Raw genomic sequence first — 15765 nt, forward strand, 5'->3', positions numbered from 1 at the left:
AGACCTATTGACCCGTGGTCCAGACCTTTCTACTCTCGCAGCACCGTGGGCGTGAAGGCTCAGTCATGCCCCTGACATCCCCGATGAAGAGGGAGGCGCAGCATGCGCTTCAGACACAGAGCCGCGGCAGGGTTCGCGACCCTGTTGCTCCCCCTGGCCGGCCTGGTCGGTCTCGCGAGCCCCGCCCAGGCCGCGACGAACGCCACCGCCACCTACACCAAGTCCAGCGACTGGGGAACCGGTTTCGGCGGTCAGTGGACCATCAAGAACACCGGCAGCAGCAGCATCAGTTCCTGGACCGTCGAGTGGGACTTCCCCTCCGGTACGTCCGTCACCTCCGCCTGGGACGCGGACGTCACCAGCTCCGGCACCCACTGGACCGCGAAGAACAAGTCCTACAACGGCACCCTCGCCCCCGGTGCCTCCGTCTCCTTCGGCTTCAACGGCGCGGGCTCCGGCTCCCCGTCCAACTGCAAGCTGAACGGCGACAGCTGCGACGGCACCACCGTTCCGGGTGACGCCTCGCCCTCCGCCCCCGGCACCCCGACCGCCTCCTCCGTCACCGACACCTCGGTGAAACTCGCCTGGGGCGCGGCCACCGACGACAAGGGCGTCAAGAACTACGACGTGCTGCGCGACGGCGCCAAGGTCGCCACGGTCACCACCACGTCGTACACGGACACCGGCCTGACCGCCGGCACCGACTACTCGTACACCGTGCGGGCCCGCGACACCGCCGACCAGACCGGTCCGGTCAGCGGCGCGGTCAAGGTGCACACCACCGGCGGCGGCACCACTCCCCCGCCCACCGGCGACAAGGTCAAGCTCGGCTACTTCACCGAGTGGGGCATCTACGGCCGCAACTACAACGTCAAGAACCTGGTGACGTCCGGTTCCGCAGCCAAGATCACTCACATCAACTACGCCTTCGGCAACGTCACCAACGGCCAGTGCGCCATCGGCGACTCCTACGCCGACTACGACAAGGCGTTCACCGCCGACCAGTCGGTGAGCGGCGTGGCCGACACCTGGGACCAGCCGCTGCGCGGCAACTTCAACCAGCTGCGCCAGCTGAAGGCCAAGTACCCGAACATCAAGGTGCTGTGGTCGTTCGGCGGCTGGACCTGGTCCGGCGGCTTCGGCCAGGCCGCGGCCAACCCGGCGGCCTTCGCGCAGTCCTGCTACAACCTGGTGAAAGACCCCCGCTGGGCCGATGTCTTCGACGGCATCGACATCGACTGGGAGTACCCGAACGCCTGCGGCCTGAGCTGTGACACCAGCGGCGCGGCCGCCTTCAAGAACCTGATGGGCGCGCTGCGCGCCAAGTTCGGCTCCAGCGCCCTGGTCACGGCCGCGACCACCGCCGACGGCTCCGCCGGCGGCAAGATCGAGGCCGCCGACTACGCCGGTGCCGCCCAGTACGTCGACTGGTACAACGTGATGACGTACGACTTCTTCGGCGCCTGGGACGCGAAGGGCCCGACCGCCCCGCACTCCCCGCTCACCTCGTACTCGGGCATCCCGAAGGCGGGCTTCACCACCGCCGACGCGATGGCCAAGTTCAAGTCGTCCGGTGTTCCGGCGAAGAAGCTGCTCATCGGCATCGGCTTCTACGGCCGCGGCTGGACCGGCGTCACCCAGGACGCGCCGGGCGGCACGGCCACGGGCCCGGCGGCCGGCACCTACGAGCAGGGCATCGAGGACTACAAGGTCCTGAAGTCGTCCTGCCCGGCCACCGGCACCGTCGCCGGCACGGCGTACGCGCACTGCGGCAGCAACTGGTGGTCGTACGACACCCCCGCCACCATCGCCACCAAGATGGCCTGGGCGAAGGGCCAGGGCCTCGGCGGCGCGTTCTTCTGGGAGTTCAGCGGCGACACCGGCAACGGCGAACTGGTGAGCGCCATCAACAGCAACCTGTAAGAGCGAACAGCACCGAGCACCGTCACCCTCCCCCGGACTTCGTCCGGGGGAGGGTGAATGTGACTACGCCACATTCACCCGCTGTCCGGGCGGGGCTGCTTCCAGCCACGCGAGAAACCCGGTCAGCGCGTCGTCGCTCATGGCGAGTTCGAGCCGCGTGCCCCGGTGGGTGCATGCGAGGACCACCGCGTCGGAGAGCAGAGCCAGCTCCTCCTCGCCCTCGGGCAGCCGGCGGCCGGCCACCTCGATCTGCGCCCGCTCCAGCGTGCGGCGCGGCCGGAAGGCGTAGGAGAAGACGCGGTACCACTCGATGCGGTCGCCGTTGTAGCGGGCGACGCCGTAGCTCCAGCCCTTGCCGCCGGCGTCCGGTTTCTCGGCCACGTCCCAGCGCAGGGAACAGTCGAAGGTCCCGCCGGAACGCTGGATCAGCCTGCGGCGCAGCCCGAAGAAGAACAGTCCCGCCAGCACGAGCGCGACCACGATCCCGCACACAGTCAGAGCGAGGACCATCGGCACCGACCTCCTCGTCTCCCAGGCAGCAGCACTGCTCTTGTTACTGAGTAATGAAACGGAAAAAACACCCACATCTGCCTCAGCCGCGACCGGCACCGGATTGCTCCGGGCCGGCCGCGGCTGAGTGACGTCAACGTACAGCGCGGCTGGGTCAGCGCGCGGTCGCCGCACGAAGTCGGACGTCCGCGCGTCGCTCGGCGGCGGCATCGCCCTCCGCCTTCGCACGCTCCAGCTCTCGCTCCGTGCGCTGGACATCGATCTCGTCCGACAGCTCGGCGATCTCGGCCAGCAGCGACAGCTTGTTGTCGGCGAACGAGATGAAACCGCCGTGCACCGCGGCGACGACCGTTCCACCTTCACTCGTACGGATGGTCACCGGGCCCGACTCCAGCACACCGAGCAGCGGCTGGTGACCGGGCATGACGCCGATGTCGCCGGACGTGGTGCGCGCGACGACCAGGGTGGCCTCGCCGGACCAGACCTGGCGGTCGGCGGCGACCAGCTCGACGTGCAGCTCAGCAGCCAAGGTTGGCTCCTCGGGTCACCACCCGGCGGTAGTGCCGGGTGTTGGGGTCAATTCTAGTAGGCGTGGCAGAGGGGGCGGGACGCGCCCGCCCCCTCGGACGAGCACGGGGCTCAGGAGACGCCCAGCTCCTTGGCGTTGGCCTTGAGGTCCTCGAGGCCACCGCACATGAAGAACGCCTGCTCGGGGAAGTGGTCGTACTCACCGTCGCAGATCGCGTTGAACGCGGCGATCGACTCGTCGAGCGGCACGTCCGACCCGTCCACGCCGGTGAACTGCTTGGCGACGTGGGTGTTCTGGGACAGGAAGCGCTCCACACGACGGGCACGGTGGACGACGAGCTTGTCCTCCTCGCCCAGCTCGTCGATACCGAGGATCGCGATGATGTCCTGGAGGTCCTTGTACTTCTGGAGGATCGTCTTCACGCGCATGGCCGCGTTGTAGTGATCCGCCGCGATGTAACGCGGGTCCAGGATCCGGGACGTGGAGTCCAGCGGGTCCACGGCCGGGTAGATGCCCTTCTCGGAGATCGGACGGGAGAGAACCGTCGTCGCGTCGAGGTGGGCGAAGGTGGTGGCCGGGGCCGGGTCGGTCAGGTCGTCCGCGGGGACGTAGATCGCCTGCATCGAGGTGATCGAGTGACCACGGGTCGAGGTGATGCGCTCCTGGAGGAGGCCCATCTCGTCGGCCAGGTTCGGCTGGTAACCCACGGCGGACGGCATACGGCCGAGCAGCGTGGAGACCTCGGAACCGGCCTGCGTGAAGCGGAAGATGTTGTCGATGAAGAACAGCACGTCCTGCTTCTGGACGTCACGGAAGTACTCGGCCATGGTGAGGCCGGCCAGCGCGACGCGCAGACGGGTGCCCGGGGGCTCGTCCATCTGGCCGAAGACCAGGGCGGTCTTGTCGATGACGCCCGAGTCCGACATCTCCTCGATGAGGTCGTTGCCCTCACGGGTGCGCTCACCGACACCGGCGAACACGGAGACACCGTCGTGGTTGTTGGCGACGCGGTAGATCATCTCCTGGATGAGCACCGTCTTGCCGACGCCGGCACCACCGAACAGACCGATCTTGCCGCCCTTGACGTACGGGGTCAGCAGGTCGATGACCTTGACACCGGTCTCGAACATCTCGGTCTTCGACTCGAGCTCGTCGAAGTTCGGCGCCTTGCGGTGGATGCCCCAGCGCTCACCGGTGTACTGCTCGTCGACGTTCAGCACCTCACCGAGGGTGTTGAACACCTTGCCCTTGGTGAAGTCACCGACGGGCACCGTGATGGAGTTGCCGGTGTCGGTGACCGCGGCCTGGCGGACCAGACCGTCGGTGGGCTGCATGGAGATGGTGCGGACCAGGCCGTCACCCAGGTGCTGGGCGACCTCCAGGGTCAGCGTCTTCTTCTCGCCGGCGTTGGCCGGGTCGGCCACCTCGACGTGAAGGGCGTTGTAGATTTCCGGCATCGCGTCGACGGGGAACTCCACGTCGACGACCGGGCCGATGACCCGGGCGACGCGGCCCGTAGCCGTCGCGGTCTCAACAGTGGTGGTCATTATCGGTCACTCCCCGCGGTCGCGTCGGCCAGGGCGCTGGCGCCACCGACGATCTCGCTGATTTCCTGGGTGATTTCGGCCTGGCGGGCCGCGTTGGCAAGACGGGAGAGCGTGTTGATCAGCTCACCCGCGTTGTCGGTGGCCGACTTCATCGCGCGCCGCGTGGCGGCGTGCTTCGAAGCGGCCGACTGGAGCAGCGCGTTGTAGATGCGGCTCTCCACGTAGCGCGGCAGCAGGGCGTCGAGGACGTCCTCCGCCGACGGCTCGAAGTCGAACAGCGGAAGGATCTCGCCCTTGGGCGTGGCCTCTTCCGCGACCTCTTCGAGTCGCAGCGGCAGCAGCCGGGCGTCGAGCGCCGTCTGCGTCATCATCGAGACGAACTCGGTGAAGACGAAGTGGAGCTCGTCCACGCCGCCCTCGGCCGTGTCCTTCTCGATGGCCTCGATCAGGGGCGCCGCGACCTTCTTGGCGTCCGCGTACGACGGCTCGTCGGTGAAGCCGCTCCACGACTCCGTGATCTTGCGCTCACGGAAGTTGTAGTGGGCGACACCGCGCCGGCCGACGATGTACGTGTCGACCTGCTTGCCCTCGCGCTCCAGGCGCTCGGTCAGCTGCTCCGCCGCCTTGATGGCGTTGGAGTTGAAGGCGCCGGCCAGACCGCGGTCGCTCGTGAGGAGCAGCACCGCGGCGCGGGCCGGGTTCTCCACCTCCGTGGTGAGCGGGTGCTTGGTGTTCGAACCCGTACCGACCGCCGTGACCGCGCGGGTCAGTTCCTGCGCGTACGGCGTGGAGGCCGCCACCTTGCGCTGCGCCTTGACGACGCGCGAGGCGGCGATCATCTCCATCGCCTTGGTGATCTTCTTGGTCGCGGTGACGGATCGGATGCGACGCTTGTAGACCCGGAGCTGGGCTCCCATGAGTCAGGTCCCTTCCTTACGTCACTTGGCGGCAGCGGCCGGAGTGTCCTCGCCGAGCAGCTTGCCGTCCGAGGTCTCGAACTGCTTCTTGAAGTCCGCGATCGCGTCGGCGATGGCCGTCAGGGTGTCGTCGGACATCTTGCCGCCCTCGCGGATGGAGGTCATGAGGCCCTGCTCCTTGCGGTGCAGGTACTCCAGCAGCTCCTTCTCGAAGCGGCGGATGTCGGCGACGGGCACCTCGTCCATCCGGCCGGTGGTGCCGGCCCAGACGGAGACGACCTGGTCCTCGGTCGACATCGGCTGGTACTGGTCCTGCTTCAGCAGCTCGACCATGCGCTGACCGCGCTCCAGCTGCGACTTCGAGGCCGCGTCCAGGTCGGAACCGAAGGCGGCGAACGCCTCCAGCTCACGGAACTGGGCGAGGTCCACACGAAGGCGGCCGGAGACCTGCTTCATCGCCTTGTGCTGCGCGGAACCACCGACTCGGGAGACGGAGATACCGACGTTCAGCGCGGGGCGCTGACCGGCGTTGAACAGGTCCGACTCCAGGAAGCACTGGCCGTCGGTGATGGAGATGACGTTGGTCGGGATGAAGGCCGAGACGTCGTTGGCCTTGGTCTCGACGATCGGCAGACCGGTCATCGAACCGGCACCCATGTCGTCGGAGAGCTTGGCGCAGCGCTCCAGCAGACGGGAGTGCAGGTAGAAGACGTCACCCGGGTAGGCCTCGCGGCCCGGCGGGCGGCGCAGCAGCAGCGACACGGCGCGGTAGGCGTCGGCCTGCTTCGACAGGTCGTCGAAGATGATGAGGACGTGCTTGCCCTCGTACATCCACTGCTGACCGATGGCCGAACCGGTGTACGGCGCCAGGTACTTGAAGCCGGCCGGGTCGGACGCCGGGGCGGCGACGATGGTCGTGTACTCCAGGGCGCCGTTCTCCTCCAGCGCGCGGCGCACGCCGGCGATGGTGGAGCCCTTCTGGCCGATGGCGACGTAGATGCAGCGGACCTGCTTCTTCGGGTCGCCCGAGCGCCAGTTGTCGCGCTGGTTGATGATCGTGTCGACGGCCAGGGCGGTCTTGCCGGTCTGGCGGTCACCGATGATCAGCTGACGCTGACCACGGCCGACGGGGGTCATCGCGTCGACGGCCTTGTAGCCCGTCTCCATCGGCTCGTGCACCGACTTGCGCTGCATGACCGTGGGGGCCTGCAGCTCGAGGGCGCGGCGGCCGGACGTCTCGATCTCGCCGAGGCCGTCGATCGGGTTGCCGAGCGGGTCGACGACGCGGCCGAGGTAGCCCTCGCCGACCGCGACGGAGAGGACCTCACCGGTGCGGTGCACCGGCTGACCCTCCTCGATGCCGCTGAACTCACCGAGGACGATGGCACCGATCTCGCGCTCCTCGAGGTTGAGGGCGAGGCCGAGGGTGCCGTCCTCGAACTTCAGCAGTTCGTTGGCCATGGCCGAGGGCAGGCCCTCGACCTTCGCGATGCCGTCGCCGGCAAGGGTGACCGTACCGACCTCCTCGCGCGAGGCCGCGTCCGGCTTGTACGACTGGACAAAGTTCTCCAGCGCGTCCCGGATCTCCTCCGGCCGGATCGTGAGCTCCGCCATCTGGGTTCCCTGCTCTCCTTGTTGGGCCCGAAGTTTCACTTGGGGGGGATGGGGACTCCCCCCTGAAAGAGGTGAATCCTCTGCACGGCCCAACCAGGGCCGTAATTACGTACTGCGTTCTCGAGATGTCGAGTTGCTGCTAGCTCGCCATGCGGCGGGCGGCCTCGTCCAGCCGGTCCGCCAGGGAGCCGTTGATGACCTCGTCACCGACCTGCACCCGGATCCCGCCGAGGACCTCGGGGTCCACGTCGAGGTTGAGGTGCATCCGACGCCCGTAGAGCTTGGTCAGGGCGGCGCCGAGGCGCTGCTTCTGCCCGTCGCTCAGCGGCACCGCCGAGGTGACGACGGCGACCATGCGGTCCCGGCGCTCCGCGGCGAGCTTGGACAGGGACTCCAGTCCCGCCTCCAGGCTACGTCCACGCGGCGCGGTCACGAGGCGGACGACCAGACGCTCGGTGGCGGGCTTGGCCCGGCCGCCGAGGAGTCGGTGCAGCAGCTCGGTCTTGGCCTGGCCGCCGGCGGCGCGGTCGGTCAGCGCGGCGCGCAGCTCGGTGTTGGAGGAGACGATCCGGCCGAACCGGAACAGCTCGTCCTCGACGTCGTCGAGCGTGCCCGTCTTCTCCGCGGCGGTGAGGTCGGCGATGTTCGCCAGCTCCTCCAGCGCGTCCACCAGGTCGCGGGACTGCGACCAGCGGGCGCGGGCCATCCCGGACAGCAGGTCGGCGGCGGTGCCGCTGACCTGGCCGCCGATCAGGCGCCGGACCAGCTCGGCCTTCGCCTCTCCGGGCTTCGCCGGGTCGGTGAGGACCCGGCGAAGGCCGGCCTCGCGGTCGAGCAGCGCGGTGACGGCCGCCAGCTCTTCGGCGAGCTGAGCGGCGTCCACGGACGTGGAGTCCGTCAGCGCGTCGAGACGCTCACGTGCGGCTGCCAGGGCCTCGCGGCTCGCTCCGTTCATCGCGTGGCCTCGGCCTTCTCCTCGAGCTCGTCGAGGAAGCGGTCGATCACACGGCTCTGCCGGGCGTGGTCCTCGAGGGACTCACCGACGAGCTTGCCGGCCAGGTCGGTGGCGAGCTTGCCGACGTCCTGACGCAGCGCGGAAGAAGCGGCCTTGCGGTCGGCGTCGATCTGCGCGTGACCGGCGGCGACGATCTCCTCACGCTGCCGCTGGCCTTCCGCGCGCATCTCGGCGATGAGCGTGGCGCCCTGCTCCTGCGCCTCCTGACGCAGGCGCGCGGCCTCGTGCCGGGCCTCGGCGAGCTGAGCCTTGTACTGCTCAAGCACGCTCTGGGCCTCGGTCTGCGCGGCCTCGGCCTTCTCGATACCGCCCTCGATGGCCTCGCGGCGCTGCTCCAGAACCTTGTTGATGTTCGGAAGGAGCTTCCAGGCGAGGAAGCCGAAGACGATGACGAAGGCGAGCAGGCCGATGACGAGCTCGGGGATCGGCGGGATGAGGGGGTTTTCCTCCTCGGCCGCCAGAATGAGCAGCTGGCTCATGTCAGTGCCTTTCGTCTAGGGGGCTGTCGCTGATCGGCTGATCAGGTGCCGTAGACGAACGGCATGACCAGGCCGATGAGGGCGAGCGCCTCACAGAAGGCGAAGCCGAGGATCTGGTTGGCACGGATCAGGCCGGCAGCTTCGGGCTGACGGGCCAGAGCCTGGGTGCCGTTACCGAAGATGATGCCGACGCCGACGCCGGGGCCGATGGCGGCGAGGCCGTAGCCGATGGAACCGAGGGAGCCGTGGACGCCGTCGGCAGCAAGGGTCTGGAGAGCGGACATGCCGATTCTTCCTTCTTCTTTACGGACCGGTGGGGGTTGGCCACCGGACGATCAGGGGGTGGGGCTGGGCGGCACTCAGTGGTGCTCGGCGAGGGCGCCCTGGATGTAGGTGCACGTCAGGAGGACGAAGACGTACGCCTGCAGTGCCTGGATGAAGAGCTCGAAGGCCGTCATCACGATCGTCATGATGAAGCTGACGCCGGCGTAGGCGATGCCGATGCCGTTCAGCAGGTACCAGCTGGCGATCGTGAAGAGCAGCAGCAGGGTGTGGCCCGCGAACATGTTCGCGAAGAGTCGCACCGCGTGGGTGAAGGGCCGCACCAGCAGGTTCGAGAAGAACTCGATGGTCATGGCCAGCGGCAGCACCGCGCCCAGCGACTTGTCGTACCCGGTGACGTTCTTGAAGAAGCCGACGAAGCCGTGGCGCTTGAACGTCAGCGAGATCCACAGGACGTAGACGATCAGCGCCAGGACGAGCGGGTACGAGATGATCGACGTCACCGGGAACTGGGCGAGCGGGACGATCGACCACAGGTTCATCATCCAGATGAAGAAGAACAGCGAGACGACCAGCGGTACGTACTTCTCGCCCTCCTTCTTTCCGATCGTCTCGTAGACGACACCGCGCCGGATGAAGTCGTAGCCGGTCTCGGCGACCATCTGGAGCTTGCCCGGGACGACCTTGGGCTTGCGGAAGGCCGCCCAGAAGAAGCCGACGATGATGATCGAGCCGAGCAGCGCCAGCAGCATCGTCTTGTTGAAGTACACGTTGCTGTCGGCGTCGCCCCAGAGGGGCTTGAACAGGAACGAGTGCAGGCCAGGAGCCGGGAATCCACAGCCGTCGAAGATGTGGCAGTCGGTCTCGAAGGCGAGCACCTGCGTCGGGTCAGCACTCACCGCGGGCTCCTTCAGCGTGGCGCATAGGTACGGCAACCTCGTTGTGTCGGCGCGGCGCGAGGCCGCGGTTCGGCACGGGACTGGTGTTACGGATGTGGGGGCGGCTGGGGGGCATCTCGCCTCGCGATTGAGCAGGCGTCAGCTCGGATGCCCGCGCCCGCGATGCCGCAGTTGGCACCGGACGATAGCAGGATCTCTCACGCGTCTTTATCCCGGCCCTACCCCTCACGACGAGTGCCCCGACTTGTGGGACTTTTCATCGCGGGAGGAGGCGTCCGAGGACGAATCCGGTTCGACGTAAAGGATCTTGGACTTCATGTGCGCACGCGTCTGCGCGGCGATCCACGTGAGGGTGCCGGCGACGAGCGTGAGCGCGAAAGCCCGGGGATTGAACAGCGTGGTGTGCTTGAAGGCCGCCACGAAGACGAACAGCAGCAGGATCTGCGCCGCGTAGAGCATCAGTCCCATGGCCTGGAACAGGTGCGGAAGCGATTTGGCGGTGCGCTGCAGGACGTAGAGACCGAGACCCATGAACAGCAGGACGATCACCGTCGCGACGACAGCCCCGATCGCCCCCTTGCCGCCCGCGACCACACCGCTGACGGCGGCGGCAATCGCGCCGACGGCAACCGTGGGCACGGCGGCCTGGGCCAGGATCCGGACGTCATTGGACGGCATGGCGGCAACTCCGCTTTCACAGGGGGGCAGGTGTCGTCATGGACGAGCGTAGTCCCGGGCCGAGGGGGTCGAGACCTCACTCCGATGGACCATCGCACTGGGTCCTTCGGCTCTATCCGGGGTTCTCGTGAACCGTATCACAAACTATTTGATGAGGTCTTTACCTGCTGGGTGTGCTTGCTGTCACACATGAGAGTGACCGTGCGCGTCTGTGCAAGAACCGCGCCCACTTGTCTGGTATTGGGAGACTTTGCTCCCCCACGACTTGGCAATGCTCTAGTCAGATTCTTACCTTGGCCGGCTCAGCCGCGGTCGAGGAAACGCGAACGGGGGCCGATCGCCGTAGCCCCGTTGACGCCCGAGACACCCGCCGTGACGGGGGCCCGGTCACCGGGCTCCGCGGGCTCCACGGCCGCCTGCGCGGCGGGGTCCGCGAGGACGGCCGCCTCGTCCGCGCCACGCCGCCTCCGGTAGCGCGGGGGCACGAACCGCTGGGCCCAGGCCGGCACGCGGGGCGTGAACCGCGGGAGCAGCAGCAGGACCAGGCCCACGGCGCTCAGGAAGACCACACCCAGCACGATCCACATCGACGCCGAGTTGACCGAGTACGCCAGCGCCCCGAAGCCGATCAGCGCCGACCAGAAGTACATGATCAGCACGGCCCGGCTGTGCGAGTGGCCGATCTCCAGCAGGCGGTGGTGCAGATGACCCCGGTCCGCGGCGAACGGGGACTGGCCGCGCCAGGTGCGCCGGACGATCGCCAGGACCAGGTCCGCGGCCGGCACGGCGATGATCGTGAGCGGCATCAGCAGCGGGATGTAGACCGGCACCATCTGGTGCACGGTGCTGCGCTCGGAGGCGCCGAAGCCGAGGTTGTCCGGGTCGACCTGTCCCGTGACGGAGATCGCACCCGCGGCCAGCACCAGCCCGATCAGCATCGACCCCGAGTCGCCCATGAAGATGCGCGCCGGATGCATGTTGTGCGGCAGGAAGCCCAGGCACATGCCCATCAGGATGGCGGCGAACAGCGTCGCCGGGGCGGCGGCCTCGATGCCGTACGAGTACCAGATGCGGTACGTGTACATGAAGAACGCGGCGGCGGCGATGCACACCATGCCCGCGGCCAGCCCGTCCAGGCCGTCCACGAAGTTCACCGCGTTGATGGTGATGACGACCAGCGCCACCGTCAGCAGGGTGCCCTGCCACTGGGTCAGCGCGACCGTGCCGACACTGGGGATGGGCAGCCACAGGATCGTCAGACCCTGCATGACCATCACGCCGGCCGCGATCATCTGGCCGCCCAGCTTGATCAGGGCGTCGATCTCGAACTTGTCGTCCAGGACGCCGATCAGCCAGATCAGCGCGGCTCCGGAGAGCAGCGCCCGCGGCTCGTTGGACTTGACGAAGACCTCGTTGAGGTTGGTCAGGTGGTCGGCGACCAGCAGGCCCGCGCAGAGCCCGAAGAACATGGCGATCCCGCCGAGCCGGGGAGTGGGTTCCCGGTGCACGTCACGGGCCCGGATCTCCGGCATCGCCCCGGCCACGATCGCGAACTTCCGTACCGGCCCTGTCAGCAGATACGTCACCGCGGCCGTGACGCAGAGCGTCAGCAGGTATTCACGCACGGGCTTCCCCACAGGTCTCGCTGGCCATCACAGCCCCACACCCTAGCGACGGACGCTTACGGATGGAGACTTCCGGGTAGCGACGATGGTTGCACGGGCGGCTGTGCGTCACGCTCCGCAACCGGACACATCGGACATGTACAGACGGTCGCCTACCCCCGCTCAACCGGGATACGGCGGGAACGCGGCGGTCAGCTCGCGCACCGCCTCCCGCGCCCCGGCCGGCTCCGTACCGCCGCGCAGCACCGAACCGAGCAGGGCCGCGATCCGCACCATCTCCGGCTCCCCCATGCCCTGCGTGGTCACCGCGGCCGTGCCCAGCCGCAGCCCGCGGCCGTCGCCGTGGGGAAGAGCACAGCAGTCCAGCACCAGACCGGCCGCGAGGAGCCGGCCGCGCGCGGTGCGCCCGTCCACGCCGAGCGGGGCCGGGTCCGCGGTGATGAGGTGGGTGTCGGTGCCGCCGGTGGTGACGGCGAGCCCCTCGGCGGCCAGGTGGCCGGCGAGCACCCGTGCGTTGGCGACCACCTGATGGGCGTACGCGCCGAACGCCGGCGTCGCCGCCTCGCCGAAGGCGACCGCCTTGGCGGCGATGGTGTGCATCTGGGCACCGCCCTGTGTGAACGGGAACACGGCCCGGTCGACGCGCTCGGCCAGCTCGGCGCCGCACAGGATCATCCCGCCGCGCGGCCCGCGCAGCACCTTGTGGGTCGTCGCGCACACGATGTCCGCGTACGGCACCGGGTTCGGCGCCGCTCCCCCGGCGACCAGGCCGATCGGGTGCGCCGCGTCCACGATGAGATACGCGCCGACCTCGTCGGCGACCTCCCGGAAGAAGGCGTGGTCGAAGTGGCGGGGGTAGGCGATGGAACCGCAGACGATGGCCTTGGGCCGGTGGTTGCGGGCCAGGTGGCGCACCTGGTCGTGGTCGAGGAGACCCGTCTCGGCGTCGACGCCGTAGCCGACGAAGTCGAACCAGCGGCCGGAGAAGTTCGCCGGTGAGCCGTGGGTGAGGTGGCCGCCGTGGGGCAGGCCGAGGGCGAGGACGGTGTCACCGGGGCGCAGCAGGGCCGCGTAGGCGGCCAGGACGGCCGAAGAGCCGGAGTGGGACTGGACGTTGGCGTGCTCGGCGCCGAAGAGCGCCTTGGCCCGGTCGACGGCGAGACGCTCGGCGACGTCGACGAGTTCGCAGCCGCCGTGGTGGCGGGCGCCCGGATAGCCCTCGGCGTACTTGTTGGCGAGCGGGGAGCCGAGGGCGGCGAGCACGGCGGGCGAGGTGAAGTTCTCGGCGGCGATCAGCTGGAGCGTCGTCGACTGCCGGGCGAGCTCCCCGAGCAGGATGTCGGCGAGTTCGGGGTCCTGCCGGCGCAGGACATCGGTCTCGTGCAGGGTGGGAACCGACATGACGGGCTCCGGGCGGTCGAGGGTGACGTACCCCCCAATGTAGGCCCGCGCGTGCGGGAGGCGCCCGGTGATGGGCCGCACGGGGGGCCGGGGCCCCCGCCGCCTACGCCCGCGCCGGTACTCCGGTCAGCGCCGTGACGACCGGGTCCAGCGCCTGGTGTATCTCGTCGCCGATCGACCGGAAGAAGGGGAGCGGGGCGCCGTACGGGTCGTAGACCTCGTCCGCCTCCGCGGTCGGGGCCAGCAGCCAGCCGCGCAGCGCGGCGGCCGCGCGGACCAGCGCACGGGCCCGCATGACCACGCCGTCCTCCAGGGGCGGCAGCGTCGTCGGGTCTATCGCGCGGACCAGGCGGGTGAACTCCTTCAGGGTGAAGGTACGCAGGCCCGCCGAGTGACCCATGGAGATGACCTGGGCGCGGTGGTCGCGGGTGGCGGTCAGCACGAGGTCGGCCATGATGACGTGCTCGTCCAGCAGCTCCCGGCCGGTGAAGCCGGCGGCGTCCGCGCCGAACTCGGCGAGCACGGCCTCCGCGTTGGCCTCCATGGGCGCGCCCTCGTGGCCCCAGGTGCCCGCGCTCTCCACGATCAGCCCGCCGCCGAGCACGCCGAGCCGCTCCATGACGAAGTGGCGGGTCAGCCGCTCGGTGATGGGTGATCGGCACACGTTGCCGGTGCTGACGTGGAGGATGCGGAAGGTGTCGTGCGGAAAGCCGAAGGTCGTCGTCTCCTCCGCCGCACGCTGCCCGGTGCCTATGCCACGCCCCGCTTCAGGGGCCGTCAATTCGCCACCTCGAGGTCGGGTACGACCTTGCGCAGCTCGTCCGGGGAGATGGCGCCCTCGCGCAGCAGCAGCGGCACCTCGCGGGAGACGTCCACGATGGACGACGGGATGTTCCCCGGGGTCGGGCCGCCGTCGAGGTAGACGGAGACGGAGTCGGCGAGCATCTCCTGGGCGGCGTCGCAGTTCTCCGGCGCCGGGTGGCCCGTGAGGTTCGCGGAGGACACGGCCATGGGGCCGACCTCGTTGAGCAGCTCGATGGCGACCGGGTGCAGCGGCATGCGCACGGCGACCGTGCCACGGGTGTCGCCGAGGTCCCACTGGAGGGACGGCTGGTGCCGGGCGACCAGCGTCAGGGCACCCGGCCAGAAGGCGTCGACGAGCTCCCAGGCCAGCTCGGAGAAGTCCGTGACGAGGCCGTGCAGCGTGTTCGGGGAGCCGATGAGGACGGGGGTGGGCATGTTGCGGCCCCGGCCCTTGGCGGCGAGCAGGTCGGCGACGGCCTCGGAGGAGAACGCGTCGGCGCCGATGCCGTACACCGTGTCGGTCGGCAGCACCACCAGCTCGCCCCGGCGGACGGCGGACGCGGCCTCGCGCAGACCCGTCACGCGGTCGGTCGCGTCATTGGTGTCGTATCGCCGTGCCATGTCTAGCGGGCCTCCTCGTACACGTACTGCGGGGTGAAGTTCGGGGTGCTCACGGCAGCGCCTTGCGGGCGGTCGCGAACCGGGGACGCTTGTTGAGGTCGGGGTGATCGGCCGCGTCGGCCCAGCCCCGCTCCTCGGTGAAGATCCACGGCACCTGGCCGCCCTGGGTGTCGGCGTGCTCGATGACGACGACACCGCCCGGGCGCAGCAGCCGGTGCGCGGTGCGCTCGATGCCGCGGATCAGGTGGAGGCCGTCCTCGCCGGAGAAGAGCGCCAGCTCCGGGTCGTAGTCGCGGGCCTCCGGGGCGACGTACTCCCACTCGGTGAGCGGGATGTACGGCGGGTTGGAGATGACGAGGTCGACCTGGCCGTCGAGGTCGGGGAACGCGGTCAGCGCGTCACCCTGCCGCAGGTCGACCCGGGAGCCCGCCATGTTCTTGCGGGTCCACACCAGGGCTTCCTCGGACAGCTCCACGGCGTGCACCCGCGAGCGCGGGACCTCCTGGGCGAGGGCGAGCGCGATGGCGCCGGAGCCGGTGCACAGGTCGACGATGCAGGGCTCGACCACGTCCATGGCGCGCACGGCGTCTATGGCCCAGCCGACCACGGACTCGGTCTCGGGCCGGGGCACGAAGACGCCCGGTCCGACCTGGAGTTCCAGGTACCGGAAGTAGGCCCGCCCGGTGATGTGCTGCAGCGGCTCGCGCTGCTCGCGCCGGGCGATGACCTCCCAGTACCGGGCGTCGAAGTCCGAATCCTTCACGGAGTGCAGTTCGCCGCGCTTCACACCGTGCACGAACGCGGCGAGCTCCTCCGCGTCGGTGCGCGGCGAGGGCACGCCGGCGTCGGCCAGCCGCTGGGTGGCCTGGGCCACCTCCGCGAGCAGCAGGTTCACGCAAGTCCTCCGGAAGTACTCGTAGG

16 protein-coding genes are annotated in these 15765 nt (G+C 69.1%); 1 reads left to right on the forward strand and 15 read right to left on the reverse strand.

The features are described from left to right. Positions 1 to 102: 102 nt before the first annotated feature. Entirely contained in the window at positions 103 to 1923 is a 1821-nt protein-coding gene (locus tag BLW57_RS13505) for a glycoside hydrolase family 18 chitinase (RefSeq protein ID WP_093474668.1), read from the forward strand. Positions 1924 to 1986: 63 nt separating this feature from the next. On the opposite strand, the gene BLW57_RS13510 is transcribed toward BLW57_RS13505, so the two are convergent. From BLW57_RS13510 to prmC, 15 genes are all read right to left on the reverse strand, one after another. Further along, entirely contained in the window at positions 1987 to 2433 is a 447-nt protein-coding gene (locus BLW57_RS13510) for a DUF2550 domain-containing protein (RefSeq protein ID WP_093474670.1), read from the reverse strand. 154 nt (positions 2434 to 2587) lie between these two features. Continuing rightward, complete coding sequence (locus tag BLW57_RS13515) at positions 2588 to 2962, reverse strand: F0F1 ATP synthase subunit epsilon (RefSeq protein ID WP_030610105.1); 375 nt, start codon at positions 2960 to 2962, stop codon at positions 2588 to 2590. Positions 2963 to 3072: 110 nt separating this feature from the next. Next, positions 3073 to 4509, reverse strand: coding sequence for a F0F1 ATP synthase subunit beta (atpD, locus tag BLW57_RS13520; RefSeq protein ID WP_093474671.1), 1437 nt, complete (start codon positions 4507 to 4509; stop codon positions 3073 to 3075). Next, positions 4509 to 5426: a F0F1 ATP synthase subunit gamma gene (locus BLW57_RS13525; RefSeq protein ID WP_093474673.1), complete on the reverse strand. Its 918-nt coding sequence runs from the start codon at positions 5424 to 5426 to the stop codon at positions 4509 to 4511. The genes atpD and BLW57_RS13525 overlap by 1 nt, the downstream gene beginning before the upstream one ends. A 21-nt stretch (positions 5427 to 5447) precedes the next feature. Next, the gene (atpA, locus tag BLW57_RS13530) at positions 5448 to 7040 is read right to left on the reverse strand and encodes a F0F1 ATP synthase subunit alpha (RefSeq protein ID WP_093474674.1); all 1593 of its coding nucleotides are present in this window, start codon (positions 7038 to 7040) and stop codon (positions 5448 to 5450) included. 139 nt (positions 7041 to 7179) lie between these two features. Continuing rightward, positions 7180 to 7995 (reverse strand): F0F1 ATP synthase subunit delta, encoded by an 816-nt coding sequence (locus BLW57_RS13535; RefSeq protein ID WP_093474675.1) that lies wholly within the window; start codon positions 7993 to 7995, stop codon positions 7180 to 7182. Beyond that, entirely contained in the window at positions 7992 to 8534 is a 543-nt protein-coding gene (locus BLW57_RS13540; RefSeq protein WP_093474676.1) for a F0F1 ATP synthase subunit B, read from the reverse strand. The genes BLW57_RS13535 and BLW57_RS13540 overlap by 4 nt, the downstream gene beginning before the upstream one ends. A 41-nt stretch (positions 8535 to 8575) precedes the next feature. Then, positions 8576 to 8818 (reverse strand): ATP synthase subunit c family protein, encoded by a 243-nt coding sequence (locus BLW57_RS13545; protein WP_093474678.1) that lies wholly within the window; start codon positions 8816 to 8818, stop codon positions 8576 to 8578. A 75-nt stretch (positions 8819 to 8893) separates the two neighbouring features. Beyond that, positions 8894 to 9715: a F0F1 ATP synthase subunit A gene (atpB, locus tag BLW57_RS13550; RefSeq protein WP_093474679.1), complete on the reverse strand. Its 822-nt coding sequence runs from the start codon at positions 9713 to 9715 to the stop codon at positions 8894 to 8896. 225 nt (positions 9716 to 9940) lie between these two features. Next, positions 9941 to 10393: a Cg1360 family ATP-synthase-associated protein gene (locus tag BLW57_RS13555; protein ID WP_093474681.1), complete on the reverse strand. Its 453-nt coding sequence runs from the start codon at positions 10391 to 10393 to the stop codon at positions 9941 to 9943. A gap of 302 nt (positions 10394 to 10695) precedes the next feature. After that, the gene (locus tag BLW57_RS13560) at positions 10696 to 12018 is read right to left on the reverse strand and encodes an MraY family glycosyltransferase (RefSeq protein ID WP_093474682.1); all 1323 of its coding nucleotides are present in this window, start codon (positions 12016 to 12018) and stop codon (positions 10696 to 10698) included. A gap of 162 nt (positions 12019 to 12180) precedes the next feature. After that, positions 12181 to 13419 carry a serine hydroxymethyltransferase gene (gene glyA / locus BLW57_RS13565; RefSeq protein WP_093474684.1) on the reverse strand — a complete coding sequence of 413 codons (1239 nt, stop codon included), beginning with the start codon at positions 13417 to 13419 and terminating at the stop codon, positions 12181 to 12183. 103 nt (positions 13420 to 13522) lie between these two features. Further along, on the reverse strand, positions 13523 to 14200 hold the full coding sequence (locus BLW57_RS13570; protein WP_093474685.1) for an arsenate reductase/protein-tyrosine-phosphatase family protein: 678 nt from the start codon (positions 14198 to 14200) through the stop codon (positions 13523 to 13525). Continuing rightward, entirely contained in the window at positions 14197 to 14844 is a 648-nt protein-coding gene (locus tag BLW57_RS13575) for an L-threonylcarbamoyladenylate synthase (protein WP_093474687.1), read from the reverse strand. Before BLW57_RS13575 ends, BLW57_RS13570 begins: the two co-directional genes overlap by 4 nt. A 49-nt stretch (positions 14845 to 14893) precedes the next feature. Continuing rightward, positions 14894 to 15739, reverse strand: coding sequence for a peptide chain release factor N(5)-glutamine methyltransferase (prmC, locus tag BLW57_RS13580; RefSeq protein ID WP_093474688.1), 846 nt, complete (start codon positions 15737 to 15739; stop codon positions 14894 to 14896). Positions 15740 to 15765: the final 26 nt, after the last annotated feature.

This window comes from Streptomyces sp. 1222.5 (assembly GCF_900105245.1).
In the GTDB taxonomy this organism is placed as follows: domain Bacteria; phylum Actinomycetota; class Actinomycetes; order Streptomycetales; family Streptomycetaceae; genus Streptomyces; species Streptomyces albidocamelliae.